This window comes from Arthrobacter oryzae (genome assembly GCF_030718995.1).
Classification (GTDB): Bacteria; Actinomycetota; Actinomycetes; order Actinomycetales; family Micrococcaceae; genus Arthrobacter; species Arthrobacter oryzae_C.
In genome coordinates this window covers 2,032,151-2,055,169 of sequence record NZ_CP132204.1, presented here as the reverse complement: position 1 = coordinate 2,055,169, position 23,019 = coordinate 2,032,151, and the positions used below count along the sequence as shown (strand labels likewise).

Below are 23,019 nucleotides of genomic sequence, written 5' to 3'. Positions count from 1 at the left end.
ACGACGCCGCTGGTGACGTGGCCTGGACCTCGCGCGCCGGCGTCAACTGGCGGCGATCTCCTCCTGGGACGGACCGTCGGGCTCCGTCAGGTGCCTCTGGTGGAGTTCCTCAGCCGCCAGTTCATACCAGGTGTGCGCCCCGAAGGACGGGCTGCGGGTGTCCAGGTGCCGGTAGAGGGCATCGGCCAATTTACCGAGGGCGTCGTCAGACAACGCACGGACCGTCGAGGCGGGATCCAGGTTCCCCTCGAGGTACTCGGACAGCTCCAGGCCATCAATGGTGCGCTGCTCCCCGACTGTTGCCGGAACGGCGTCAATGTCGAAACCGGAGGCGGCATCAGCGTCGAGGAGGGCGTTGATCTTGCCGTCCAGGGTGGCTTCTTCCCCGCCTGCCAGTCCGGCATGCTCAAGGCAGATCGGCAGTTCCGCAGGTTCGGCGAGCGTGAGCCGGAACGCTTCGACGGCGCTCCCGCGGGATTCGGTGCCCGGCCCGCCCTCGGCGGCCTCGCGTTCGGCGATGTGGCGCAGGTACATCAGGACTTCCGGGTCAAGATGGGACGCGCCCTGGAGGTCCACCGTAATGTCCTGCTTCGGTGCGAGCCGGCGCCCGCGGCGCATGATGTGCAGCAGCACGGGGTAGTTGGCCTGGGTCAGGCAGCCGGCGACTTCGAGGGTCACACGTCCGGGGTCGACATCCACACGGACCAGCACACGTAGCTTATGGTTCAAGGCTTCTCCCAATGAGACATCCAAGAGCCAGCTTCATAACTCACCTAAACCATACGATTTAGTTGCCCCCGCCACAAGCTGGCCTGAACGCACCGGGTCATTAGCCGCTGGCCACAACTAGACTTAAGAGATGGACGAGATCACGCTGGGCACATCCGTGGCCGAACAGCTGCAGGATCTGGTCATCAGCAGCCAGGACGTCAACGGATTCCTCGCGGAACTGTGCGAGCTATCCGCCAGCTCCCTGTCGCGCAGCCTCGGGCAGGAGGTTTCGTGCGCCGTTACGCTGAGCCGCCACCACCGCACCACTACGGCTGCCTGGAGCGACCCGGAGGCCCGTCTCTTCGACGAGATCCAGCACAACTACGGCGAGGGTCCCTGCCTCCATGCGATGTCCACGGGCACCACGGTGCTGGTCCCGGATACACGCGCCGACCCTCGCTGGCCGGACTATGGCCTTGCCGTTGCATCGCTGGGGCGCCTGAGCGTGCTGGGCGTCCCGCTCACCCTGGACACAGGCGCCGCCGCTGCACTGAACGTGTTTGCCCCGGCCGCGGACGTTTTCGACGCCGCCGCGATCCGGAAGGCTGAACTGTTTGCTTCGCAGGCGGAGAGGGCGCTTCGGCTTGCGGTCAGGATCGGCGTCCAGCAGCAACTGGCTGCGGACCTGCGGACCGCCATGGAATCCCGCACCGTCATCGATCTTGCAGCAGGCATCATCATGGGGCAGAACCGCTGCTCGCAGGCGGAGGCGATGGCCATCCTCACCAAGGCGTCCAGCGGCCGGAACCAGAAGCTCCGGGTCATGGCGGAAAAGCTCGTCGAATCGTTCGCGCCCGAAACACCATCAACAACACCATCAACGCACTTCGACGCCTAGGCCGCTCCGCTAGGAGGCGGTCACCTCGTCCGTGGGCGGCTGTTCGGGCCAGTCGATGAACTGGCCGTACGCGTCGTGCTTTTTCAGGTAGCCGTAGATGAAGGGGCAATGCGGGATGATCCGCTTGCCCGATGAGACCACGTCGTCAAGGGCAAAATGCGCCAGCACCTTTGCCAGCCCCTGCCCGGCGAATTCCTTCGCCGTGTCGGTGTGGATGAAGTCCACGTGCCCGGGTCTGTCCACGAAACGCGACTCCACTGCCAGCTTCCCGCCCACCCGCAGTTCGTAGCGGTGGAGCTCATCGTTCCGGATGGTGGTGACGTCCGGACTGAAGGTGTCTTCCGTGGATACCGTGTTCTCCGTCATGGTTCGACATTGGCACTTAAAGGCGCCTGTGGCAATGGTCCGTCCGGGCCGCCCGGCGTGCCGTCCGGCGCGGCGGCCCCGACGGGAATCCGGCCCAGCAGGAGCACGGCCAAGGTAAAGCACACCGCTCCCCCGCCCAGCAGGGCGAGCGTCAGTCCGTTGACCGCCGCGTCTGCCACCGGGATGAACACCACCACAACGGCGGTCACCACGGCGGCGGCGGGGCGGCGGCGGGAGCGGGCCGACGCCGTCGGCCGTTCCTCGAGCCGCCCGAAAACGGCGAGCACGGGCAGCAGGAGGGCGATGATGCCGAGCAGGACCAGCGGCCGCGACCACCACCATTCGGCGGTGCCGGCTGAGGGCTTTGGGAAGTCCATGAGCAGCAACAGGCCGGACATCGCGGCCAGCAGCGGCAGGTGCCACAGGTAGACGGTCATGGCCCGCCGTCCGGCCAGGCCCACCACGGCCCGCACCCAACGGGCCGAGGCCGCTCCGGTGAGCGCCGGCCGGGAGAGCTGGAGCGCGGCCGCCTGCGCCGCACCAAGGAGCAGCAGGCAGAAGTTGGGCGGGTTCAGGTTCACCAGCATGTTGCCCCGGTACAGCCCCAGGCCCGTCACCAGGCCCAGGAGGAGGTTGCTCGCCACGATGACAGCGATCAGGGTGGAGGGGCTGGGCTTCCCCGCCGGAGCGTCGGCGAGGACGAATCCCAACTGCTGGACGGCACACCACAGGAACAGGATGTTGGCGTAGGCCAGCAGCGGAAGGGCGCCGCGGATGCAGTCCACGGCCACCACCAGCGTGGTGAGGCCGGCCACGGCAAGCCAGGGGGAACGGTCGTGAAGCGCAGCGAGCAGGGGAATGTTCAGCTGGGCAGCCAGGTACGCGGCAAGGAACCAGAGCGGCATTCCGGCGCCGGTGACGATCAGCTCCACCACCTGCGGTTCCACGCCGGACAGGCGGGCCGCCCACAGCCCGGCGAACATCACGGCCAACAGTGCAGCGGCCGGGCGGATGAGGCGCAGCAGCCGCGCCTGGGCGAATTCGAGGCCGGTCCCGCCACGGGCCTTGAGCCGCCGCCAGGACTGCAGCCCGGTGATGCCGCCGGCCACGAAGAAGAGCGGCATCACCATGAAAATCCAGATGATCGGTTCGAACCAGTCCTGCAGGGCCAGGGTGTTCTCGGTGGTCACGGTTCCGTCGGGGTGGAGCACGGGGCTGACCATCATGGTGTGCCCCACCACCACCAGCGCCAGGCAGAAGAAGCGGGCAAGGTCGATCACGACATCGCGTGCCGGCTGCTGCGGCTGCGGAACACCCATTGCGCTCCCTACGGACACCGAACGATACTCTGCGTACTGTCCATTGTCCGCCGGGCGTCCGTCAAGGACCAGAAACCGTGCCGGCTCAGGCGGTGAGCAGCCCCAGGAGGCCGAGCACGACGGCGAGCAACGGCGTCGTGCCTTGCGTTGCGGCGGCGCGGAGGTACTTCCGCCCGCTCAGCGCCAGGACGGCGGCGGCGAGCAGCATGGATCCGCAGGACGCGAAGATGAGGGTCCAGCCGATGACCGGCTGACCGAGGAGGACCGCACCGATCCCGGCCAGCGCGCCGACGGCCAGGAACAGGTTGTAAAAGCCCTGGTTGTACGCCAACGGGCGGGTGGTCTCGGCGTCGGCCTGCGAGGCGACGCCGAAGCGCTTCCAGGTGGCCGGCCGCGTCCACGTGACGGACTCCAGGGTGAAGATGTAGACGTGCAGCAGGCCGGCGATGAACGCAAGAACGAGGGAGGCCGGGATCATGGCTTGATCCTAGCCCCCCTCGCCGGGAGTTTTTGTCCACTTATCGCGAGCTAATGGCCCTCCAACTCCCGTTATCTGGACAAAAACTCCTACTTGGTGAGGGTGGACAGGGCTCCGGCGGCGAAGTCCCTGGCCGAGGCGTTCCACTTCCCCAGCAGTCCCTGGAGGTTCTCGCCGTCGGCGCGGTGCGGAGCGGTTTCGGATTCCAGCGTGGCCAGGACGCCGGTGCGGAGCTCGGTGTTGAAGTTCACCTTGCCCACGTTCATGGCGGCGGCCTTGACCAGTTCCTCCGCGGGGATGCCGGAGGCGCCGTGCAGCACCAGCGGGATGTGCGTCCTTACCGCGATGTCCTGCAGCACGTCCCACCGCAGCTGCGGCTCCCCCTTGTACTTGCCATGCACGTTGCCCACGGCGACGGCCAGCAGCTGCGCGCCGGTGCGGGCCACGAAGTCCTCCACTTGGGCGGAATCGGTCAGCCCGGCGGTGCCGGACCCTGCATCCGTGGCGGTGCCGTCCGTCAACGGACCTGACGCGTCCGCACCGAAGGCGCGGTCCTCGTCGCCGGCCAGGCCGCCCAGTTCCGCTTCAATCACGACGTCGGCATGGCCTTGCGCTGCCAGCGCGGCGCGCGCTTCGCGGACCAGCGCGATGTTGTCCTCGTAGGGCAGGGAGGAACCGTCCGCGAGGACCGAATCCGCACCCGCCGCGACGGCGTCGGCAATCACCCGGAGATCGGAAGCGTGGTCCAGCTGCACGGCGATGGGGACACTGGCGGCGTCCGCCAGTCCGCGGAGCGCCGTGATGAGCCGCAGCCCGTTGGGGGTGGCGGCAGTCTTGGGGGCCACCAGCAGGATTGCGCCGCGTCCGGCCCCTTCGGCCGCCTCCACCACGGCCAGCGCCGTGGTGAAGTCGTAGCAGGTGAAGGCCGGAACGGCTGCGCCCTGCTGGAGGGCGGACACCACCAGGTGGTCGAGTCGGGCACGCATCAGGCGCTCAGGCCTCCCACCAGGATCCAGGCGACGAAGGTCAGGGCGAAGCCGGCCAGGCCCAGGATGGTGGTAAGGACGGTCCAGGTGCGGAGTCCGTCGGACACGGACAAGCCGAGGTAGCGGGTAACGATCCAGAAGCCCGAGTCATTGACGTGGCTGAGTCCGAATGCGCCGAAGCCGATGGCAACAAGGATGAGCGCGGTCTGCACCGGCGAGTAGCCGCCGTCGGCCACTGAGGCGGCGAGGAGGCCCGCCGTCGTAATAATGGCCACGGTGGCAGAGCCCTGCGAAGCGCGCAGGATGGCGGCGAGGATGAAGGCCATCAGGATGACGGGGAGGCCTGCGGACTGCAGTCCTTCGGCCAGCGCTTTGCCGATGCCGGAAACTGTCAGGACCTTGCCGAATACGCCGCCGGCGCCGGTCACCAGGATCACGATCGCGGTGGGAGCGAGCGCGGAGTCCATGACTTCACCCGTGTGCTGCGAGGACCAGCCGCGGCGGATGCCGAGGAAGTAGTAGGCGAGGCCCAGGGCCGTCAGCAAGGCGATGAGGGGTGCGCCAACAAAAGCGGCGAGCTGGGAGCCGAAAGAGTCCTTGGGCAGGATGACCGCACCCACCGTGCCCACCATGATCATGAGGATGGGCAGGACAATCAGCGTGATGATCATCACGGGGCTGGGGGCCGTCTTGACGGCGGTGAGCACGGACGACTTCGACGTGCCCTGCGGTGAGTCCTGCTCGACTTCCGATTTGCCGCTGCCGAAAAGGCGGAACTGCTCGGCTGTGGTGGACAGCATGCTGTATTCGCGGCGGTTCAGCTTCTTGGCCACGAAGTAGCCGAGGATACCGACGGGGATGCAGATGAGGAGGCCAAAGATCGTGGTCCAGCCGATATCGGCCTTAAGGATGCCGGCACCGCCGACGACGCCGGGGTGCGGCGGAACCACTACGTGGATTGCCAGCATGATGGCGCCGACGGGAAGGCCGATCTTGATCGGGTTCACGCCTGCAGCCTTGGAGAAGCCGTAGATGATGGGAATCAGGATGATGAATCCGACGTCGAAGAACACCGGGATGGCTAGCAGGAATGCCGCCGCGGTGAGTGCCGCGATGACCCGGCGCGGGCCCAGCAGCTGGGTGAACTTTCCGGCCAGCGACTGCGCTCCGCCGGAGATTTCGATCATCTTTCCGAGCATGGCTCCGAGGCCCACCAGGATGGCAACGGAACCAAGCGTTCCACCCATGCCTTCCGTGACCGTTTTGATGATGTCCGGAAGGGGGATTCCGGCGACGAGGGCTACGCCGACGCTGACGACAAGCAGTGCCAGGAAAGCAGGAATCTTGAACTTGATCACTGCCACAAGCAGCAAGGCCACGCCTGCGACTGCTATGGCCAGAAGAGCGAGAGCGCTCATTGGGTGTCTCCTTTGACAGGCCAGGACGGCTGGCCGGACGGGTGGTACGACGACGGCGGAGGGGGGACCGCCGTCGTCGGGCTTGAGTTATTCGGAGGGAGCGGGTGGTTAGGCGGTGCGCTTGGTGGGGGCGACAACCTTGATGACGGCGGAGTCGTCTGCCGCGGCGAGGCCCTGCGCCTGGCCCAGCAGGTAGAGCTGCTCGGCTGCTGCCGCGACGGGGGCGGCGAGGCCGGCCGCGCGGGTGGCCTTGCCGACGATGCCCATGTCCTTGACGAAGATGTCCAGGCGGCTCAGCACCTCGGCGCCCTCTTCCGTATAGGCCTCGAGGATGCGCGGGCCGCGGTTGGAGAGCATAAACGAACCGGCGGCACCGGCTTCGAGCGCCTTGAGGGTCTTCTCCTGGTCCAGGCCGAGGGCGTCGGCCAGGGCGAGGGCCTCGGCAGCGGCGGCGATGTGGACGCCGCAGAGAAGCTGGTTGACGGTCTTGAGGGCCTGGCCGTCGCCAGGCTTGTCGCCCACGACGGTGAGGGTGGAGGCCAGCAGCTCCAGCGCGGGGCGGGCCTTTTCCCGGGCCTCCGGCGATGCGCCCACCACGATCAGCAGGTCGCCCTCACCGGCGCGCTTGGGGCCGCCGGACAGGGGTGCGTCCACCAGGTCGACGCCGAATTCGGCCAGTCGGTCCACGGTGGCCGGGATGGCCTCGGTGCCCACGGTGCTGCCGAGGATGACGACGGCGCCCGGCTTGAGCACGGAAGCCACGCCGTTCTCGCCGAACAGGACGTCGTTGAGCTGCTCGCCGTTGCGCACCGCCAGGAGCAGGGCGTCGGCGCCTTCGGAGGCCTTGCGTGCGGAGGCGAAGGTGCGGATCCCGGCTTCTTCGGCGAGCTTCAGCCGCGGTTCGGCGATGTCGAAGCCGTGGACAGTGAGCTGGCTGGCCAAACGGGTGGCCATGGGCAGGCCCATGGCGCCGAGGCCCAGGACGGTGATGGTGTAGTTGCTGGTCATGGTGTTCTCCATTGAAGGGGTGGTGCCGGTGGGGAGGTTTAGAAAGTGTTGCTGAGTTTGCGCGTCACCTGGGTGAGGGATTCGTCGTCGCCCACGTTGCCGGCGAAGACGATGTACGGGATGCCCTTGGCGGGACCGTCCACCGGCTCCCAGAGGGATACGATGCCCGGCAGCATGGGCCCGCGGACAATCGCATGCCGGATTTCCAGGCCGTGGGCTGCCACGTCCGAGGACGTAATGCCGCCCTTGGCGATGACGAAACGCGGCGGGAACGTCTTGAGCGTACGGTTCACGACGGCGACGACGGCGGCGGACACCGTGCGCGCTATCCGCAGGCTCTCGGCGGCGTCGCCGGTTTTGATCAGCAGGCGGCTGGTGTGGACGATGACGTCGCCGCCCTGCAGCGCCTCGACGACGTCGGACACCACCGTTCCGATGTAGGCCTCCGCAACGTCTTCAGCGGCAAGCAGCTTCTCGACGTCGATCTCGACGATACGCGCCGCGCTGTGCTGCTTGGTGAGGTCATTGAGCTGGCGCGTGGTGACGCCGACATGGGAGCCCACGACGATCAGGCCGCCGGCCGTGGAGGGAGTGTTGCCCGCGTAGGCTTCTTCGCCGCTGAGGGCGGGACGGATTTCCTGGCCGATGCGGCCACGGACGAACGGAGGACCCACGCGGTACAGCAGTTTCTTGCCGCGGCGTTCCGCTTCCTCAAGGCCCAGCGCCAGGGCACGGAAGTCGTTCTCCGTGACGATGTCGGCAACGATGGGCGTGGAGTCAGTGGCGGGTTCGATGGCGTCGGCGATGGCCTTCGCTGAGACCATGGGGTCGCCGTCCGGACCGGCTGCTCGGATGATGTTCAGGTCCAGGACGATCACCGAATCCGCGGCAAAACGGCCCTGCGACTTCTCCTCCACGTACTTGGCCATTTCGGAGTTCGCGTAGCCGAAGGTGGCGTCCTTGGCGAACTCCGTCTCGGCCACGGGGATCAGCGTTCCGGCGTCCCCGCGCATGTAGTGGACGCCTCCAATGGTGACGCGGCCGGCGTCGGGAAAAGCGGGAACAATGACGACGCCGTCAGTCACCTCGCCGCTGACCGCAGCCACAGTGCCGGCGATGACGTCGGGTTCGAGCGGGTAGTGTCCGCGGAGCGTGGAGTCGCTGCGGCTGACGAACCCGAGCCGGAGCACGTCGCCTTCGGCGGCCCCTGCTGCGGTGAGCGCGTTGCGGACGATTTCTTCGTTCCGCGCAGCGGCTTCGGCCGGGTCCAGGCTGCGGGTGTTGGTCAGCACGTAGACGGCTGGCTTGGTCTGGTTCTCCCGGATATGGGTGAACGCCCAAGTGAAATCGGCCACGTCCCAGCGGGTGAGGACCGGCAGGTCGGCAACGGACTGCGTGCCGGTGGGGTCGTCGTCGAGCACTACCAGCACTCGGGGGGAGGCTGCCGAGGACGCCGCGACAGCGTTGGCAACCAGCTCAGCGGGAATCTGGACCTCTGCCGGAAAGGCTGCCAGTACGTCTGCTTCAAGGGGCACTTTGCACTCCGTTGTGTATGAAATCTCTGTTGCGGTTAGGTAATTGTAAGATGTCAGACATCTAACATTTGAATGCTAGTGTGGCACAAGGCACAGGGACGCGCAAGTAGACTTGTCGGACAAATCGTCGCTCACCGCTGAACGGGGGAAAATTGGCACGTAAATCACTGGTCGGCGTGGTGGCCGATGAACTCCTGGACCGGATCATTGCCGGCGAGTTCCCGCCCGGGTCCAGCGTCCCCGGCGAACTGGAACTGAGCGCGAAGCACGAAGTCAGCCGCATGACCGTGCGGGAAGCCATGAAGACGCTCGAAGCGCAGCGCATCCTGAGCGTGGAGCGGGGCCGTGGCACGTTCGTCAACCCGCTCAACCGCTGGGCGTCCCTTGAAGCCGTTCTCCGCGCGGCATCAGAGGGCGTGAATGATGCCTCTGCCGCCATCCAGCTGATTGAGCTCCGCCGGATGCTGGAAACGGGTGCCTGTGAACTGGCGGCCGGCCGGATCAGCGAAGACGAAATCAGGGTCCTGCACGGGTATGTTGCCGCCATGCGCAAGGCCCATGACTCGGACAACCTGCCCGCCTTCGTGGAAGCCGACCTCGCGTTCCACGACGTCATCCTCCGCGCCTCGGAAAACGTGTTTGTTGCCGTCCTGTTTGAGCCGCTGCACCGCGTCCTGGAGAAGCGCCGGACCCAGACGTCCAAGTTCCGCGAGATCCAGGAACATGCAATCGGGCACCACCAGGCAATTGCCGAGGCGCTGGAATCGCGGGACGCCGCACGCTCGCGCAGCGCCATGGACGCCCACATGCAGCAGACGCTGGATGACCTGAAGACGTACGTGCTCGAGGCCAAGACGGCCTGAGCGGGCCAACAGCCAGGGGCTTAGCCGCCCGGGATCTTAGCTGCCTGCGGCGCGCCAGCCGCTAGGCGAGGGAGAGGAAGAGCTTCTCCAGCTCAGCCTTGTCCAGGCTCGGGTCTTCCTGCTGCATGCACTGCTGCAGGCCCGTTGCGATGATGGAGAATCCGGCCCGGTCCAGGGCGCTGGAAACAGCAGCCAGTTGCGTGACCACGCTCTTGCAGTCGCGCCCCTCTTCGATCATCCGGGTAACGGCCGCGAGCTGCCCCTGCGCGCGGCGCAGGCGGTTGATGACCGGCTTCATGTCGGCGGGATCGAGTTCCATTGCTTCCTCCTGGCTTTAGGACTTCCCCCATCTTATACCCCCCTTGGTATTTAGGCCCGCCGCTGTCGCACGAATCACACCCTCTGGCCGCCGCCGTCGGCCGCGGTAAATTGCGCCCTTCGGCCCTGTTCCCGCCTTGGGACGGGGGTCACCATGGGAACGTGAGTACGTTCAGCATTCCTGGACCGGCGCGGACACCCTCCGCGGCGAGCACTCCGGCTCCGCACCCCTGGAACCGATATGTGGCACTGGGAGATTCCTTCACCGAGGGGTATGGCGATCCGGAACCGCGAAGCCCCGGCGGCGTCCGTGGCTGGGCAGACCGGGTTGCGGAAGAACTGAGCCTGGGCCACCAGGACTTCGCCTACGCCAACCTGGCGGTCAGGGGCCGCCTGCTCCACCAGATCGTGGATGACCAGCTGGGACCGGCCCTTGGACTCAAGCCGGACCTGGTCACGCTGTCCGCAGGCGGCAATGACATCGTCTTTCGCGGAAGTGATCCCGACAAGCTCGCAGAGAGGCTGGACCCGGTCATCGGGCTCCTCAGCGCCACCGGAGCAACGGTGGTGCTCTTCACCGGCCCGGATTGGGGAGGCACCCCGGTATTCGGCCGTATCCGCGGCAAGGTGGCCATCTTCAACGAAAACCTGCGCACCATAGCGGCCCGGCACGACGGCGTGGTGGCCGACCTTTGGACCCTGCGCCAGTTGGCGGCTCCGCACATGTGGGATCCCGACCGCCTCCATTTCTCTCCGCTGGGCCACCACACCATCGCAGCCATGGTGCTGGAAGCCCTCAACGTGCCCCACACCCTGAAGCCGCTGGAACCAAAGGTCCTGCCGACCAGCAGCTGGCGGCAGGCCAGAAGCAGCGATCTGGTGTGGGCCAAGGACTACCTGTTCCCCTGGGTGGTTCGCCAGGTCCGGCAACGCCCCGCGAATCTGGGCCTCAAAGCCAAACGACCGGAACCGGGCCCGGTGTTCGGGCCCGGCCTGGCGCACGGGCCGTTAGCCGCCGGTTCGAAAGGCGGAGGTCCGTTCCCCACAGGCCCAATGACCGCCGTAAAACCCTAGTCGCGCCGCCCCGGGTCCGCTACTCTGCAGGGACGGCCCGCAGTTCCGGGTGTCAATGGAGATTATGAGGAGCGAAGTTGTCGAATCACACCTACAGCATTTCTGAAATTGTCGGAACTTCAAACGAAGGCGTGGACGCTGCCGTCCGCAACGGTATCGCCGAGGCCGCGAAGACCCTCCGCAACCTGGACTGGTTCGAGGTCAAGGAAATCCGCGGCCACCTGGAAAACGGGCAGGTGGCCGACTGGCAGGTGACCATCAAACTGGGGTTCCGGCTGGAGCGCTAAAGCCCGGAGTTTTAGCGGGCGGTGTCGCCCGACGTGTTGCGGCGCCAGAGGGTGGGCGCGCCGTTGTACGCCGGGAAAATGTGGCCCTCAAATATGGTTTGACCGTCATGCGGTGCGTCCACGGGAGCCCACAGTCCGGAAGCCGGGCAGTGGGTTCCTGTGGCGCCGGCGGTGGCCACCCGTTCGCGGAGCAGTGCGATGCGCTTCATCGTTGAATCCCATCCTTGGTAGTGAAAAGGTCTACCCCCAAGGCTAGGAAACCAGCACCGCTCCCCCAATGGGCGTTTGCCCAGAATCAGGCCTGTTCATGTGGCAGCTGCACAGCCGCGGCCGCTATTGCAACTCACGGACCAGGCGGACTCCTCGCTCAGGGAACACAGGCTTTTGCAGGTTCGGGAGTTGCTTGGCCGTTGCTCCGGCGAATCACCACTTCGAGGCAGGTCTGCCCGTCCGGGCTGGAAACAATGACCGCCCGGGCCTCGCTGGAACTTGTGTACTCGCCCGAGTGCATCACCGACACGGCACGCCACATGTACGTGTCCCCTGCCGCGGGGGCGGGGTTTTCCCAAGTGAAGGTCACGCTTTCGCCTTCCTTCGTTCCGGACAGCCTGGCCGGTGCGGGAACCACGCTGCCCGGCGCCACCGCGTCCAGTGGTCCGTCAAGGCCGGGGCTGGTCTCCGGTGCGGCGGGTGTAGTGGCGCCTCCGTTGACCGACACCAGACCGATCACGGCGGCAACGGCCAGCACTCCCCCGGCCGCGACCAGCAGCCACTTGGGGTGGCGCCGGGGTTGAGGGCCCTCGCCGCCGTCGGGCAGTGGAACCGGTTCAGCAGGCCGAAGTTGTGTGTCCTCTACCGGCAACGGCGTGAACGGCGCCGGACGGTCATCACCCCCGGTCCCGGCCGCCGCTGCCGGACGGCTAGCGGGAACAGCCGGACTCGGCGGTGGAGGGAAAAACGCCGCAGCGGCGGTCCCACCGGACCTCCGGGCAACGGTAGTGTCCCCGCCGGCACGCGGATCGATCGAAACAACACTGCGAATGCGGGTTGCGTCTTCGGTGGAGTCCCCGCCGGAATGCTCGGCATCCGGGCCGTCGTCGAGTACTTCAAACCGTGTCACAGCCAGGCTGAGCTCCGCCTGGACCCGTTGCAGGGCCAAGGCAAACGAGTGGGCGGACGGGTACCTTGACGCGGACTGCTTGGCCATTGCGGCAGCCAGGACCTGCTGCAGGGATTTCGGCACATCGATCCTGTCCAGTGCCGGCAAGGGAGCCGACGCAATCCGGGACATCAGTTCGCGGGGCGAGTTGTTGCCTCCCGGGGCGGCGAACGGGGAATGGCCGGCCAGCAGGGTGTACACCGTTGCGCCCAGCGCCCACACGTCCACCATCACACCGTCGGCGTCTAAGCGCTGGAAGGATTCGGGCGGGGACCACGGAATGGACATTCCGCCGTCGTCGTCCGCCGCTGAATCGGTGGTGCCGGAGATACCGAAGTCGGTCAAGGCGGGCCGGTTATAGTCCGTCACCAGGATGTTGGCCGGCTTAATGTCCCGGTGGGCGATCCCGGCCCGGTGGGCGGTCTCCACAGCGGATGCCACCTGGATGCCCACAGCGAGGGCATCATCCACGCTGAAGCGCTGCCGCCGCAGGCGGACGTTCAGGTTGGGCTTGGAGCAGTACTCCATGGCCAGGTAGGAGTGTCCTGACGCCGTGACGTTCGCCTCGTAGATCGTCACGATGAACGGGTGCGTGGACAGCTGTGCCATCAAGTTGGCCTCGGACTCGAACCTGCGCCGCGCCCCTTCGGTCTTCAGGTCCGCGAGCAGAACCTTGACCGCGACCTTGCGCCGCGGCCTGTCCTGTTCGTAAAGGTAAACGTCGGCGAAGCCGCCGGAGCCGAGGTGCTGCACATACTGGTAGCCCTCGATGGCCGGGGGCACCGCGGGTCCGCGTCGTGTGCTCAAGTCGGTTCCTCCAGAATCAATGTTGCGTCAGCCACCTCTGGCCTCGCTTCCGGCCCGAGAATCCTCCGGTGGTTCCGCAGCTTTCCCGCGGGTGCCCCCCGCCCGGTTCCGGAGAGAGTCCGCCAGCGTCCGCAGCTGCAAGCCGAGTCCGCCCTCCGCAAGGGACCGCAGGGAGTATTTGGCACGCTGACGCCGCCAGAACCCTACGGAGCCTGTCATCTGTTTCAGGGAGGAGTCCACGTCTGCCCAATACGTGCGGATGTCATCGTCGCTGGGATCCCCCGCGGCGAAGATGGCTACATCGGCGCGGTGGGCCAGAAGCAGGGTGGCGGAGCCGCTGTCGGGAAAAAATTCGCCGAGACTGGCCGCGTTTTCCCGTCGGGTTGCGCCGGGAGGAACCCGGACGCCGAGGTCTGTCGCTGTATTCATGACCTCGCTCCAGCCGCCGCCGATGCGGTCGGCGGCAGTCCCTTCGCACGCCCGGCGTTTCCGGCGCCGCAGCTTCAGCCAGGCAATGAGCGCCAGCGGAAGGAGCAGGACGGCCACAGGGATCAGACCCAGGCCGATCGCCATGAGGATCGGCCCGAGGAAGGCCCAGAAGCCCGGCTGGTTCTGTTCAGCGTCCTGCGCTTCAGGGGCGGAATCCGGCGGCAGTTCCACCGGAGCCTGCGGCGGCGGGGGCGGCTGCAGGACCTGGGGCTGGGGCTTGGACTTGGGCTGCGGGTCCGGCGGGATCGGAACATTGTCTTCAGAGGGCGTCGGGTTGAAGGGCACCCAGCCGACGCCCTCGAATGCCACCTCAACCCAGGCATGGACGTCATCGCCGGTGATGTCCACTGTGCCGGACTTCGGCGGGTTCTTCGGGTCGGGGTAGAAGCCCATCACTACGCGCGCGGGAATGCCCAATTCACGGGCCATCAGGGCCATGGCCACCGCATACTGCTCATCGTCTCCCACCATCTGCTTGGCACTGAGCATGGCAGAGATGCGCTGCGCCCCGTGCCCGGACAGGCTCCGGGCCTCACCGTCCAGTCCGTGGCTGAATGCACCCTGCTTGGAAAGTGCCGCCTCCAGTTTGCGGACCCGTTCGACGGGCCGTGACGAATCGCCCACAATTTCGGTGGCCTTAGCCGCCACAATCTGCGGCACGCTTTCAACCGGGGGCAGGGACACCGCGGCAAAGTCTGCCTGCTCCAAGTCGGACTCCTTGGGTAGCGCCGGGTAGGCAACTCCCATGGTGTAGGTGTCCCCGGCCTGGAGCCTGGCTGTAGCGATTGCGGTATCCGTGGCGGGGCTGAAGAACAGTGAGCCGTCCAGCTGGGTGGACCTGGCCCCGCCGAAGTCGACGCTTAGCAGGGTCCCGCTGGAAGGCACCCATACGCCCTTGTACGCGTCCACAGTGACTTGAACCTCCGCGCGTGCTGCCTGCCCGGCTGTCCTTTGGACGCCCCGGGTCCCAGCTACCCCGACGGCGGACTCATTGCTGATGGGCGAGAAGTTGCTGGAACCGCTCCCGTAGACATCGAACACCACGCCGTCGTAGGAGTCGAGGCTGGCAAGACGGATCCGCGCACCCTCGGGAAGACCGGTCACGGCCAGCAGCTTGCTGTCCTTCTGGTTCTTGACGTAATCCCGGAAGCTCGCAAGCGGGCTGGAATAATCGCGCAGATCCAGCGGCGGGACCACCACGTCGCGCAGGATCTGGCGGGTGGCTGAGGCGGTGAGCGCCGGCGCCGCGGCCAGCGCCATAGCCCCGGCCAAACCCAGAACGCCTGCCGTAAGGACGGTCCGGCGCAGCCGTGCCGCGGTGGTAGTCGGAGCAGGTGCGGCGTGGCCGTGGACAACGGCGTCCGGTGCTGCCGCTGTACGGCGGCGGTATGCCAGCCAGGCCACTGAGACGGCCACGAATACCATGCCGCGTACACCGGCCAGGGATGTTTCGTGGGTGCCCATGGCCGTTGCGAGGAGAAGCAGGCCCGCGGCGGGGAGCACGGACCACGCAGGACTGCGCAGCCGCCAGGCCAAGGTTCCGGCCAGGAAGGCCGCCACGTAGGCGGCCAGGAACGGGACCACCAATAAGCCGCCACCTGCTCCCACAGGGGCAGCGCTGGTCAACAGCTGCTTCCAGCTGAGGACCACACCGGCGATGATGGTCCGCAGGGATTCGGGTGAGGGCACCACCCCGGCGATGGCCTGCCCCGGGGCGGCGAGGCCACTCCCGAACACCAGGTAGGCCAGGACAGCCAGCGTCAGGGTGAGCAGTACACCGAGCCGCAGCCGCGCCGCAAGCAGGGCGAGGACCAGGCCCAGGGCAATACCGCCGGAACCGGCTAGCAGGAAGCGCCAGTCGCCGGCGAAACTGGAGAAGAAACCGAGCACGCCGGTGGCGAGCAGCGTCCCGAGGGCGGCGGCATCCGGTCCGAGGGTAGCCGGCCATGAAGCGGTGACAGCGGAGGGAAGCCGGCCTGCGGGCCGCCCCGGTTCGGCGCCCCGGCTCACGCCACAGCCTTCACCAGCAGGCGGGGAAGCTCTGTGAGCTTCCCCAGCGTCAGGACGGTCAGGTCGCCGATGGCGCGGCGGTCAAGTGCGGCACCCGCCTGGCACCTGATCGCGAAGCATCGCACGCCTGGAGGTGCAGATGCCGCCGCGATCCTCAGCTGCCCCGGGGTCACCGCCGTGCCCACCAACAGGAACATGACGGAGGCATTGGGGACGGCATCGCCGGTAAGCCGGGCAACATCTGCGGCTGACACCCGTGACGTTGCACCCGCCAGGCGGGTCATGCCGTCCAGCAGGACGCGGGCAGTGTCGGTACGGAGTCTTCCGTCCTGCGTCAGGACGCTTACCTCGCGCTGCTCGCGGATCGCCTGCTTGCCGATGGAGGCGGCGGCAGAAATGGCCAGCTCGAGGTCTTCGGCGGAGGAATATTCATCGAGGTTGGTCGAGAGGGCCATGGCCAGGTGGGAGCGCCGGGTCTCTTCGAACTGACGAACCATGAGCTTCCCTGTCCGGGCGGTGGTCTTCCAGTGGATATGGCGGCGGTCGTCGCCAGGAACATAGTCCCGCAGGGCATGGAAAGAAACATCGGCGCTGGACAGGTTGGTGGTGGGCAGGCCTTCCAGGTCCCGGATGAGCCCCTCCGCCGAGCCGGCCAGGGACACCGTGCGGGGGTGGACAAAAAGCTCAACGGCGTCGGTGAGCGTGACCTGGCGGTTCAGCAATCGCAGCGGATCGGCGCGGACGGACCGGACCGGCCCCACGGTGATCACCGAGCGTACGGCTGTGGGGATAGTGAAAAGGTCCTCATGGATATCCTCGATCCCGAGCCGCGGAACGGCGAATGACGCCGTCCCTGCGCCCACCGGCAGTTCGATGGCGGCAGGGAGCAGCGGACGTGCCGACGTGTTGGACACGGTGATGCTGCCCACCGCCATCTCCCCCACCTCCAGGCGCGTTCTGGCCAGGTCCATGACCACGCCGTAGGAGGTGCGACCCGCCACGAAGGCAGCTGCTATCAGAATCAAGGCCAGCACTCCGGCGGCGGCGGTGATGGTTTCTTCCCAGCCCAGGATGGCACCGACGATCCCGAACCCCAGGCCTCCGGCAAGCACCTGCCAGCCAAGGACAGTGACCAGTTCCAGGACCGCTCGCCGGGCGGCAAGAAGCCTACGGCCAAGGCCCGCGGCCGTCAGCATTGGGGAACTCCCGAATCCACCGGGCCGTCGCTGGGACGGATCCACAGATTGTTAATGGCCTTGTACCAGATCGAGCTGGTTGTGCCGGTGTCCTGGCCGGTGGTGCCATCGTAGATCTTGTATGGCGCACCGTTCGTCACGCATTGGAGCTGCACCCTGGTGCCCTCGGCGACGAACTGGCCGCCGCCCGCCGCGCAGTTGGCGGGCGTATCAGAGGCCGTGGTGCTGTTGCTGGGCCACATGCACGTCCCCGGACTCTTGGAGCCATTCTGCACGATCATGTACTTCGCGGGGGCAGTCTGGCCTGTGGCACTGGTTGAAGTCCGCTGCCCCAGATCATCGATGGTAGTCACCGTTATGGACACCGACTGGTCGTAGCCGTTGCCCGCCGTGACGGAGCCTCCGCCGGCGCCCAGATTTCCCGATTGCCCGTCCGACGCCTGATATTCAAGCCTGACGACGGTACGGCCGTTGTTGGCGACGGCACCGACGTCGAACCGGACTGCCGTAGTGACGGTGACGGGACTGACACTTGCGGCAAACGGCTTGCCGTACGGTGCCACCGGGTTGGAGTTCGTCACTGGGCCCTCGAATGTGGTGCCGTCCAGGCTGTTCACCGCGCGGACTCCGATGGTGTAGTTGCCGTTGTTCGGCACGCCGCTTCGCACCACCTTGTCCCCGGCCAGGGCCTGGAAGCCGCCGCCGTTGACCTGGTACTGGTAGGTGGGGGTGGCCCCGTTGCCGGCGGCTGGCTCGAAGGCCAGCTGCACCGCATTGTCCAGCGGCTCGGCCCGCACTGCCGGCACAGCTCCCGGGGTGCCAAAGGCCCGCTTCGGATCCGACGGCGGGCTGGCCGCAGAGCTGCCGGCCTTGTTCTTGGCCGCCACGGTGAAGGTGTAGTCCGTAGCGGAATTGCCCACCGTCATAGCCACGCTTAGCTGGCCCCCGGAGACAGTGCTGCTGCTGACGGGGGCACTACCCTGGAGCGCCGTCACCGTGTACGTGTCGATGGGGGCACCGTTCTGGGGTGCCGGTGCCCAGCTGACGGTCATGATGGACTCCGAACCGCCCGAGGTCGACCTCATGGTGCCGGGTTTGCCAGGCGCACCCGGCAAGCCGGCAGGGATCTCGCTGGCCGAGTACGCGCTCCAGTTTGACGGTTCCGGCGCCTGGTTGGAAGCCTGAACGCGGACTTGGTAGGGGGTGCCGTTCTGGAGTCCTGTCCATTTGTACGATGTGCCGGCGATATTGCCGGACCGGACGTTCCCTCCCGGCGGGGCAGGTGAAATCTCCAGCGTGTAGTTTTCGACCGGTGAGCCGGGGCTGTTCGGGGCCACCCAGTTGACCGTGAGTTCTCTGTCGCCGAACACCAGCGTGGGGGCGCCTGGAGCGTCGGGTTTGGCATCCGGGCGGGCGGGTGCGGAGGCGGGCGACGCCGGGGAATCTCCCACATTGTTGGTGGCTATCACCGTGAAGGTGTACTCAACGTTGTTGGTTAGCCCGCTGAGCGTGCAGGTGGTGGCCGGGCACTGCTGGGAGAAGCCGCCGCTGCCTGACACTTTGTATCCCGTAATGGGTGAACCGTTATTGGCCGGCGGGGACCAGTTCAGGACCACGGTCCGGTCCCGCACCTCACTCACGGTGGGCGTGGACGGAGCGTCCGGCTTGTCCTTGACGGTGAGCCGGACGCGGCCGTCCACTTCCCGTTCGGCGTCCTGGGTCTTGTCCTGGACCCTGTACCGGACCACCAATGTCCCCACGAAATTGTCCGCCGGGGTCACCGTCACAGCATCGCCATCGATGGCCGCCGTGCCGGTGCCTGTTTCCACAGTGGCACTCAGGATCTTCAGGGGTGACTCCGGGAAAGGATTGCTGTCGTTAGCCAGGACGTTCGCGCGCTCAGCCTGGCCGGCACGCGCATTGGGGACCACGTCGTCATTCACACCGGCCAGCGGCCGCTTGGACGCCACCACCAGGACGTTGACGGTGCCACTGACCGGGGCGCTGCGGCCGTCGGTCACACTGACTGCCACGGACAGGCTGGACCCCTTGGGAGCGCCATCGGCCGTTGCCTTCAGTGTGCTTCCGTCAAGGGAAACCTTGACGCCGGCGGGAGCGGGGCCGGCAAGCGCGAAGGCCAGCCTGTCCTTGTCCGCCTCGTCCACGTCGCTCGCCACCTCGCGGAGGTCCAGTAGCGCCTCCTCGCCGGCTGCAGTTTCCAGGCTGCCGCCGGCGAAGACCGGTTCGTGGTTGCGGGCCGGATCCGGCAGGACCCTGATGCCGATGGTCAGCACTGCCGTCCTGCCGTCGGGATCATCGACAGTGGCGCCGTCGGTCACTTCGAAGGTCACGGCGGCCGGCCCGGAATAGTCGTCCGCGGAAGTGAACACGAGTGTTGTTTGGTCCTTGACCAGCGGTGCACCGTTGGAGGCCACGGCTTGGACTTTGGCGTCCTGGGTGATCCGGGGAGTCTTGCCCGAACGGACCACCACAAGTTGCCGCAAGTCCATAGTGAGCTGCTGCCCGCTGACAACTTCCAGGGGGATGCTGCTCTTCAGGGCAGGGCGTTGCTCCTTCAGCCCGGGGAGCATGATGAAGGCAGTGGAGGACAGCTTGTCCACGTCGGTGACGGTGTACGGGATGATCTGGGATTCATCGCTAAGCGTCACGGACACGGTTCCGGCACCGGACACCCGTGCCGTGGGCACGGGCTGGGGGAAACTGATGGCCAGGTCGCCGGCCACGCCATCAGCGTCCTCATCGTTCCTGAGAACGGGCACGTCCACTGCGGTCTTGCCGAGGGTCTCGGCAAAGGTCACGCGATCGTCGCGGGCCACGGGAGGCAATTGCGGTGCATCGGTGCGGACCTCCACCTTGAGGGTCCCGACGGCGGTGCCTCCCCGCCCGTCAGTGATGCCATAGTGGACGATCACTGTTCCGGTGGCGGCCGGGGCGGTCAGCCGGACCCGGCCGTCCTTGACTTCGGCGGCCAGTTCCGGCGCAGCGTCCAGGCGATCTCCGGCGAGGACCACGGGGTCGCCGTCGGGGTCGGCGTCGTTGGCCAGCACATCCGCGGCGATATGGCGTCCGGGAAGCACGGTAACGGTGTCCTCGGCTGCCACGGGGTTCTGGTTCGTTCCGGGTGCGGGGGCGATGCCCACCACCACCGAGGCCGTTGAGCGTGCGCCGAAACGGTCCTCCACCACGTAGGAGAAGATGTCCTGGCCGGAGGCGTTCTGGGAAGCGGTGTACTCGATCCAGCTGGCGCCCACGGCGGCCGTGCCCTTCGCCGGGGCACGTTCCAGCCCGATCAGGGTCACGGAATCGCCGTCCGGATCGATTCCTTCCAGCGGAATGCTGATGCGGGAGGTCTTGCCTGCAATGACGCGCGCCGTGACCTTCTGCGGCTGGGGGCGCGAGTTCTGCTCGGCGCCGCCGCCGCGGATATGGATGGTGATCTGGGCTGAGTCCTCTTGCCCGTCCGGCCCGGTTACGGCATAGATGGCGTGGGCCGTCGTCGCCGTGGGACCCGCCTTGAAGCGCAGCACGTCTCCGGAGACTGCCAGGAGTCCCTGCTCGGGATCCACGCCCTGGATCAGGACGGGGTTAAGTTTCAGCTTTGAGCCGTTGGGGTGGCTGTCGTTGGCCAGGACGCTGATGGTGGCCACGTCGTTGGCCCGCACTGTGACCTCATCCGCAGTGGCCTCCGGGGGCTGCAGCTTGCTGGGGGCCGGGACAGGGATGACGGTCACTTCTCCGGTGGCACTGGCGGCCCCATTGGAAGCTGTGTACGTGAAGCTGGTGGGGGTGGAGAGGCCCCGGACGTCGGTGATGCGCAGAATGTGGTGGTCCAGGACAGCCACGCTGGCCGCGGTGTTCTTCGGCGGGCTGACGGACTGGACCACCAGGACGCCGCCGGCGGGATCCGAGTCGTTCGCCAGGACATCGATAAGGACCTCGCCGCCTGCCGGCAGCAAGGCAAGGTCAGCCACCGCCACCGGAGGTCCGGCGCCTGCGCCGGCGGGGCTGATCTCAATGCGGACCAGCCCGGCTGAACTGGCGGGACCATTGGTGACCAGGTACGTGAGGTAGTAGGTGCCCGGGTTGGCCGCGCGGAAGACGAATGTCCCGGACTGATAGTCCGGGGTGACAGTAAGATCCGGCGGCATGTCCACCCGGGTGAGGCGCAGCCTGCCGCCGGCGGGGTCAACATCGTTGGCAAGCGGCGACACCACCAGGTCCTGCCCGGCGATGCCGGCCGCATGGTCGGCATTTGCCTTGGGCGGAAGGCTGTCCGCGACACGGACATCAACTATCAGTTTGCCTTCTGTCTGCGTCTGGCCGTCGGACACCACCAGGAGGACTTCCTTCCGGCCCAGGCTGGTGCCAACGTCCTGGAAGGTGAGCTGGCCGTCCGGCCGGGTCCGGACCTGGTCTCCGTCACTGGACGTGCTGGCCGCTACCAGGAGGAGGTCGTCGCCGTCGGGGTCAATCCAGTCAGTGAGCACGTTCTGGCTGATGCTCTTGCCCTGTTCCAGCAATATGGTGGGTACCCGCTTCTGGGTGGGGCCCTCATTAATGGCCCGGTCCCTGACAGTCAGGGCGACCCTTGCTGTTGCGGTTCCTCCGCGTCCGTCGTTGGCCTGGTACTGGAACGACGCCGTGCCGCTGGCGTCGGCGGGGACGGTCACCTGCATGCCGGTGCCGTTGTAGACGTTCTGCAGGGTTCCGACGGCGGGCGCCTCGCCTTGCAGTCGTGCGGTGAGGACGTCGCCGTCGGGGTCGGAATCGTTGTCTAACAGCGGCAGCAGCGTGGTGCGGCCGGGGCGGACGCCGAACTGGTCCTCCACGGCCGTGGGGAGCCGGTTTTCCTTGGTGCGGTCCGGCAGGGTGTTCACCGGGTTGTTGTCCGCTGCGTCCTCGTCCTGGTCATCCGACTTGTCCGGCGGCGGAATGACATCGTCCCAGTTGGACACCAGGCGCATGTTCTCTGTCACCAGCCACACATCACCGGAATAGACGTCGTTGAGCACCACCACGTTGCGATTCACCCGGAAGACGAAATCCGCGCGGGAGCCGGTGGAGGGGATGTCCTGACGGTCGTTGTCCTTGGCGTCGTCGCAGTCCCGCAGGTATTTGCCGGAGCCTGCCCAGGCCGCGTAAAGGCAGGAGCCCAGGCGAACCGGGGCTGCCGGCAATCCGGCAGCGCCAAGGTCGGTTGTGGTGGCTGCGGAGCCGTCCAGCGGTTGTTTGATCAGGGCCTTTGAGGTGGCCACCGCCACGAAGGACGCACCGGGGCCGCTCTGCTGGAGCTTGGCCCCGGCGGGGTCGGCCACCTGCACTTTCTTGCCGCCGGGCAGGTAGAGGGAGCCGGTGGCCGGATCCAGCACTACGGGTTTGTTCCCCACGGCGGCGATCTGGGCGTTTTCGATGGTGCGGAGGGTTTCGTGCGGCTCAGTGTCCCGGGAAGCGATGGCACCGCCTTCGTCCAGCTTGATCGAAACGATCTCGCCCTTGGCAGGGTTGGCGGCGTACACCACGTCATCGGCGCCCACCGTGGCCACCAGGCCCTGTGCGTCCATCAGCACCGGCTCAGCGGAGGTGGCGTCGAAGGAGCCAAGTGCGTCACTGGTTGTGAGCCATAAGGTCCCCTTGTCCCGACTGGCCAGCGCTATCGCTTTCTTGCCAAAGCTCACGTCCACGGGTGCGGGGAGTGTTTGTGGCTGGCCGAGTGCAACGTCGGCGACGCTCACCGGACTGAGCGAGGACTTGCTCCGGTCCGAGAGGAACACAGTGCCTGCGTTCTGCAGCACGTCGAAGTCCGGGCTGGCGGCAAGCAGCCCGCCGTCGAGGAGCTTGGACTGGTAGTTGAGGTGGCCTACGAGGTTCTTGCTGGCGTTGGTGACCCAGACCCCGCCGTCGTTCAAGTCAACCTGGGTGACCGTAAACCCCGGATAGATGATTGCGGCAGCCGCCACCGCGGCCAAAGTTGAAAACGTCGTCGCCGAGGCCAGAACACGTTTCTTTCGTTCCACCCAAGAACGCACGCCCATAGCTCCCCCATCGCATAGGTATCTTAAATGCTATCGGAGGATGC

Annotated in this window: 18 protein-coding genes; 4 read left to right on the top strand and 14 right to left on the bottom strand. The window is 66.8% G+C overall.

All coding sequences use genetic code 11. From position 1 onward, the window contains the following. Window positions 1-42: 42 nt before the first annotated feature. A complete protein-coding gene (locus Q8Z05_RS09495) occupies window positions 43-729 on the bottom strand; it encodes a hypothetical protein (protein ID WP_305943211.1) in 687 nt (228 codons plus the stop codon). A gap of 130 nt (window positions 730-859) precedes the next feature. Between Q8Z05_RS09495 and Q8Z05_RS09490 the strand changes: the two genes are divergently transcribed. After that, window positions 860-1,609: a GAF and ANTAR domain-containing protein gene (locus Q8Z05_RS09490; RefSeq protein ID WP_305943210.1), complete on the top strand. Its 750-nt coding sequence runs from the start codon at window positions 860-862 to the stop codon at window positions 1,607-1,609. A 9-nt stretch (window positions 1,610-1,618) separates the two neighbouring features. Here the strand turns inward: Q8Z05_RS09490 and Q8Z05_RS09485 are convergent, their stop codons facing one another. The 7 genes from Q8Z05_RS09485 to Q8Z05_RS09455 all read right to left on the bottom strand — a co-directional run bounded on the left by Q8Z05_RS09485 (window position 1,619) and on the right by Q8Z05_RS09455 (window position 8,719). Further along, entirely contained in the window at window positions 1,619-1,975 is a 357-nt protein-coding gene (locus Q8Z05_RS09485) for a GNAT family N-acetyltransferase (protein WP_305943209.1), read from the bottom strand. Continuing rightward, window positions 1,972-3,294 carry an acyltransferase family protein gene (locus tag Q8Z05_RS09480; RefSeq protein ID WP_305943208.1) on the bottom strand — a complete coding sequence of 441 codons (1,323 nt, stop codon included), beginning with the start codon at window positions 3,292-3,294 and terminating at the stop codon, window positions 1,972-1,974. The genes Q8Z05_RS09485 and Q8Z05_RS09480 overlap by 4 nt, the downstream gene beginning before the upstream one ends. A gap of 85 nt (window positions 3,295-3,379) precedes the next feature. Next, on the bottom strand, window positions 3,380-3,772 hold the full coding sequence (locus tag Q8Z05_RS09475) for a DUF1304 domain-containing protein (protein ID WP_305943207.1): 393 nt from the start codon (window positions 3,770-3,772) through the stop codon (window positions 3,380-3,382). 89 nt (window positions 3,773-3,861) lie between these two features. Next, the gene (locus Q8Z05_RS09470) at window positions 3,862-4,758 is read right to left on the bottom strand and encodes a class II fructose-bisphosphate aldolase (protein WP_305943206.1); all 897 of its coding nucleotides are present in this window, start codon (window positions 4,756-4,758) and stop codon (window positions 3,862-3,864) included. Next, on the bottom strand, window positions 4,758-6,176 hold the full coding sequence (locus Q8Z05_RS09465; protein WP_305943205.1) for a GntP family transporter: 1,419 nt from the start codon (window positions 6,174-6,176) through the stop codon (window positions 4,758-4,760). The genes Q8Z05_RS09470 and Q8Z05_RS09465 overlap by 1 nt, the downstream gene beginning before the upstream one ends. A 108-nt stretch (window positions 6,177-6,284) precedes the next feature. After that, window positions 6,285-7,184 (bottom strand): NAD(P)-dependent oxidoreductase, encoded by a 900-nt coding sequence (locus Q8Z05_RS09460; protein ID WP_305943204.1) that lies wholly within the window; start codon window positions 7,182-7,184, stop codon window positions 6,285-6,287. A gap of 38 nt (window positions 7,185-7,222) precedes the next feature. Next, window positions 7,223-8,719 (bottom strand): four-carbon acid sugar kinase family protein, encoded by a 1,497-nt coding sequence (locus Q8Z05_RS09455; protein WP_305943203.1) that lies wholly within the window; start codon window positions 8,717-8,719, stop codon window positions 7,223-7,225. A 152-nt stretch (window positions 8,720-8,871) separates the two neighbouring features. Here Q8Z05_RS09455 and Q8Z05_RS09450 point away from each other — a divergent pair, with 152 nt between their 5' ends. Then, window positions 8,872-9,582: a FadR/GntR family transcriptional regulator gene (locus Q8Z05_RS09450; protein WP_305943202.1), complete on the top strand. Its 711-nt coding sequence runs from the start codon at window positions 8,872-8,874 to the stop codon at window positions 9,580-9,582. Window positions 9,583-9,643: 61 nt separating this feature from the next. Here the strand turns inward: Q8Z05_RS09450 and Q8Z05_RS09445 are convergent, their stop codons facing one another. Beyond that, window positions 9,644-9,901, bottom strand: a complete 258-nt coding sequence (locus Q8Z05_RS09445; RefSeq protein WP_055801628.1) for a metal-sensitive transcriptional regulator — start codon at window positions 9,899-9,901, stop codon at window positions 9,644-9,646. Window positions 9,902-10,062: 161 nt separating this feature from the next. On the opposite strand from Q8Z05_RS09445, the gene Q8Z05_RS09440 reads away from it, so the two are divergent. Together Q8Z05_RS09440 and Q8Z05_RS09435 are read left to right on the top strand one after the other, a co-directional pair. Then, on the top strand, window positions 10,063-10,974 hold the full coding sequence (locus Q8Z05_RS09440; RefSeq protein WP_371745952.1) for an SGNH/GDSL hydrolase family protein: 912 nt from the start codon (window positions 10,063-10,065) through the stop codon (window positions 10,972-10,974). Between the two features lie 77 nt (window positions 10,975-11,051). Then, window positions 11,052-11,261: a dodecin gene (locus Q8Z05_RS09435; RefSeq protein WP_011690139.1), complete on the top strand. Its 210-nt coding sequence runs from the start codon at window positions 11,052-11,054 to the stop codon at window positions 11,259-11,261. A gap of 11 nt (window positions 11,262-11,272) precedes the next feature. Here the strand turns inward: Q8Z05_RS09435 and Q8Z05_RS09430 are convergent, their stop codons facing one another. The 5 genes from Q8Z05_RS09430 to Q8Z05_RS09410 all read right to left on the bottom strand — a co-directional run bounded on the left by Q8Z05_RS09430 (window position 11,273) and on the right by Q8Z05_RS09410 (window position 22,900). Next, window positions 11,273-11,470, bottom strand: coding sequence for a hypothetical protein (locus Q8Z05_RS09430; RefSeq protein ID WP_305943201.1), 198 nt, complete (start codon window positions 11,468-11,470; stop codon window positions 11,273-11,275). Between the two features lie 158 nt (window positions 11,471-11,628). Beyond that, complete coding sequence (locus Q8Z05_RS09425; RefSeq protein ID WP_305943200.1) at window positions 11,629-13,227, bottom strand: serine/threonine-protein kinase; 1,599 nt, start codon at window positions 13,225-13,227, stop codon at window positions 11,629-11,631. A gap of 27 nt (window positions 13,228-13,254) precedes the next feature. After that, on the bottom strand, window positions 13,255-15,726 hold the full coding sequence (locus Q8Z05_RS09420; protein ID WP_305943199.1) for a transglutaminase-like domain-containing protein: 2,472 nt from the start codon (window positions 15,724-15,726) through the stop codon (window positions 13,255-13,257). Beyond that, window positions 15,723-16,922, bottom strand: a complete 1,200-nt coding sequence (locus tag Q8Z05_RS09415) for a DUF58 domain-containing protein (protein WP_305943198.1) — start codon at window positions 16,920-16,922, stop codon at window positions 15,723-15,725. The genes Q8Z05_RS09420 and Q8Z05_RS09415 overlap by 4 nt, the downstream gene beginning before the upstream one ends. Continuing rightward, a complete protein-coding gene (locus Q8Z05_RS09410; protein WP_305943197.1) occupies window positions 16,916-22,900 on the bottom strand; it encodes an Ig-like domain-containing protein in 5,985 nt (1,994 codons plus the stop codon). Before Q8Z05_RS09410 ends, Q8Z05_RS09415 begins: the two co-directional genes overlap by 7 nt. Window positions 22,901-23,019: the final 119 nt, after the last annotated feature.

What these genes read in the sequence shown, in the direction of transcription:
- Q8Z05_RS09480 (WP_305943208.1), bottom strand. Translation starts at nt 3,294, where the DNA reads ATGGGTGTTCCGCAGCCGCAGCAGCCGGCACGCGATGTCGTGATCGAC.
- Q8Z05_RS09460 (WP_305943204.1), bottom strand. Translation starts at nt 7,184, where the DNA reads ATGACCAGCAACTACACCATCACCGTCCTGGGCCTCGGCGCCATGGGC.
- Q8Z05_RS09430 (WP_305943201.1), bottom strand. Translation starts at nt 11,470, where the DNA reads ATGAAGCGCATCGCACTGCTCCGCGAACGGGTGGCCACCGCCGGCGCC.
- Q8Z05_RS09445 (WP_055801628.1), bottom strand. Translation starts at nt 9,901, where the DNA reads ATGGAACTCGATCCCGCCGACATGAAGCCGGTCATCAACCGCCTGCGC.
- Q8Z05_RS09490 (WP_305943210.1), top strand. Translation starts at nt 860, where the DNA reads ATGGACGAGATCACGCTGGGCACATCCGTGGCCGAACAGCTGCAGGAT.
- Q8Z05_RS09485 (WP_305943209.1), bottom strand. Translation starts at nt 1,975, where the DNA reads ATGACGGAGAACACGGTATCCACGGAAGACACCTTCAGTCCGGACGTC.
- Q8Z05_RS09470 (WP_305943206.1), bottom strand. Translation starts at nt 4,758, where the DNA reads ATGCGTGCCCGACTCGACCACCTGGTGGTGTCCGCCCTCCAGCAGGGC.
- Q8Z05_RS09415 (WP_305943198.1), bottom strand. Translation starts at nt 16,922, where the DNA reads ATGCTGACGGCCGCGGGCCTTGGCCGTAGGCTTCTTGCCGCCCGGCGA.
- Q8Z05_RS09475 (WP_305943207.1), bottom strand. Translation starts at nt 3,772, where the DNA reads ATGATCCCGGCCTCCCTCGTTCTTGCGTTCATCGCCGGCCTGCTGCAC.
- Q8Z05_RS09465 (WP_305943205.1), bottom strand. Translation starts at nt 6,176, where the DNA reads ATGAGCGCTCTCGCTCTTCTGGCCATAGCAGTCGCAGGCGTGGCCTTG.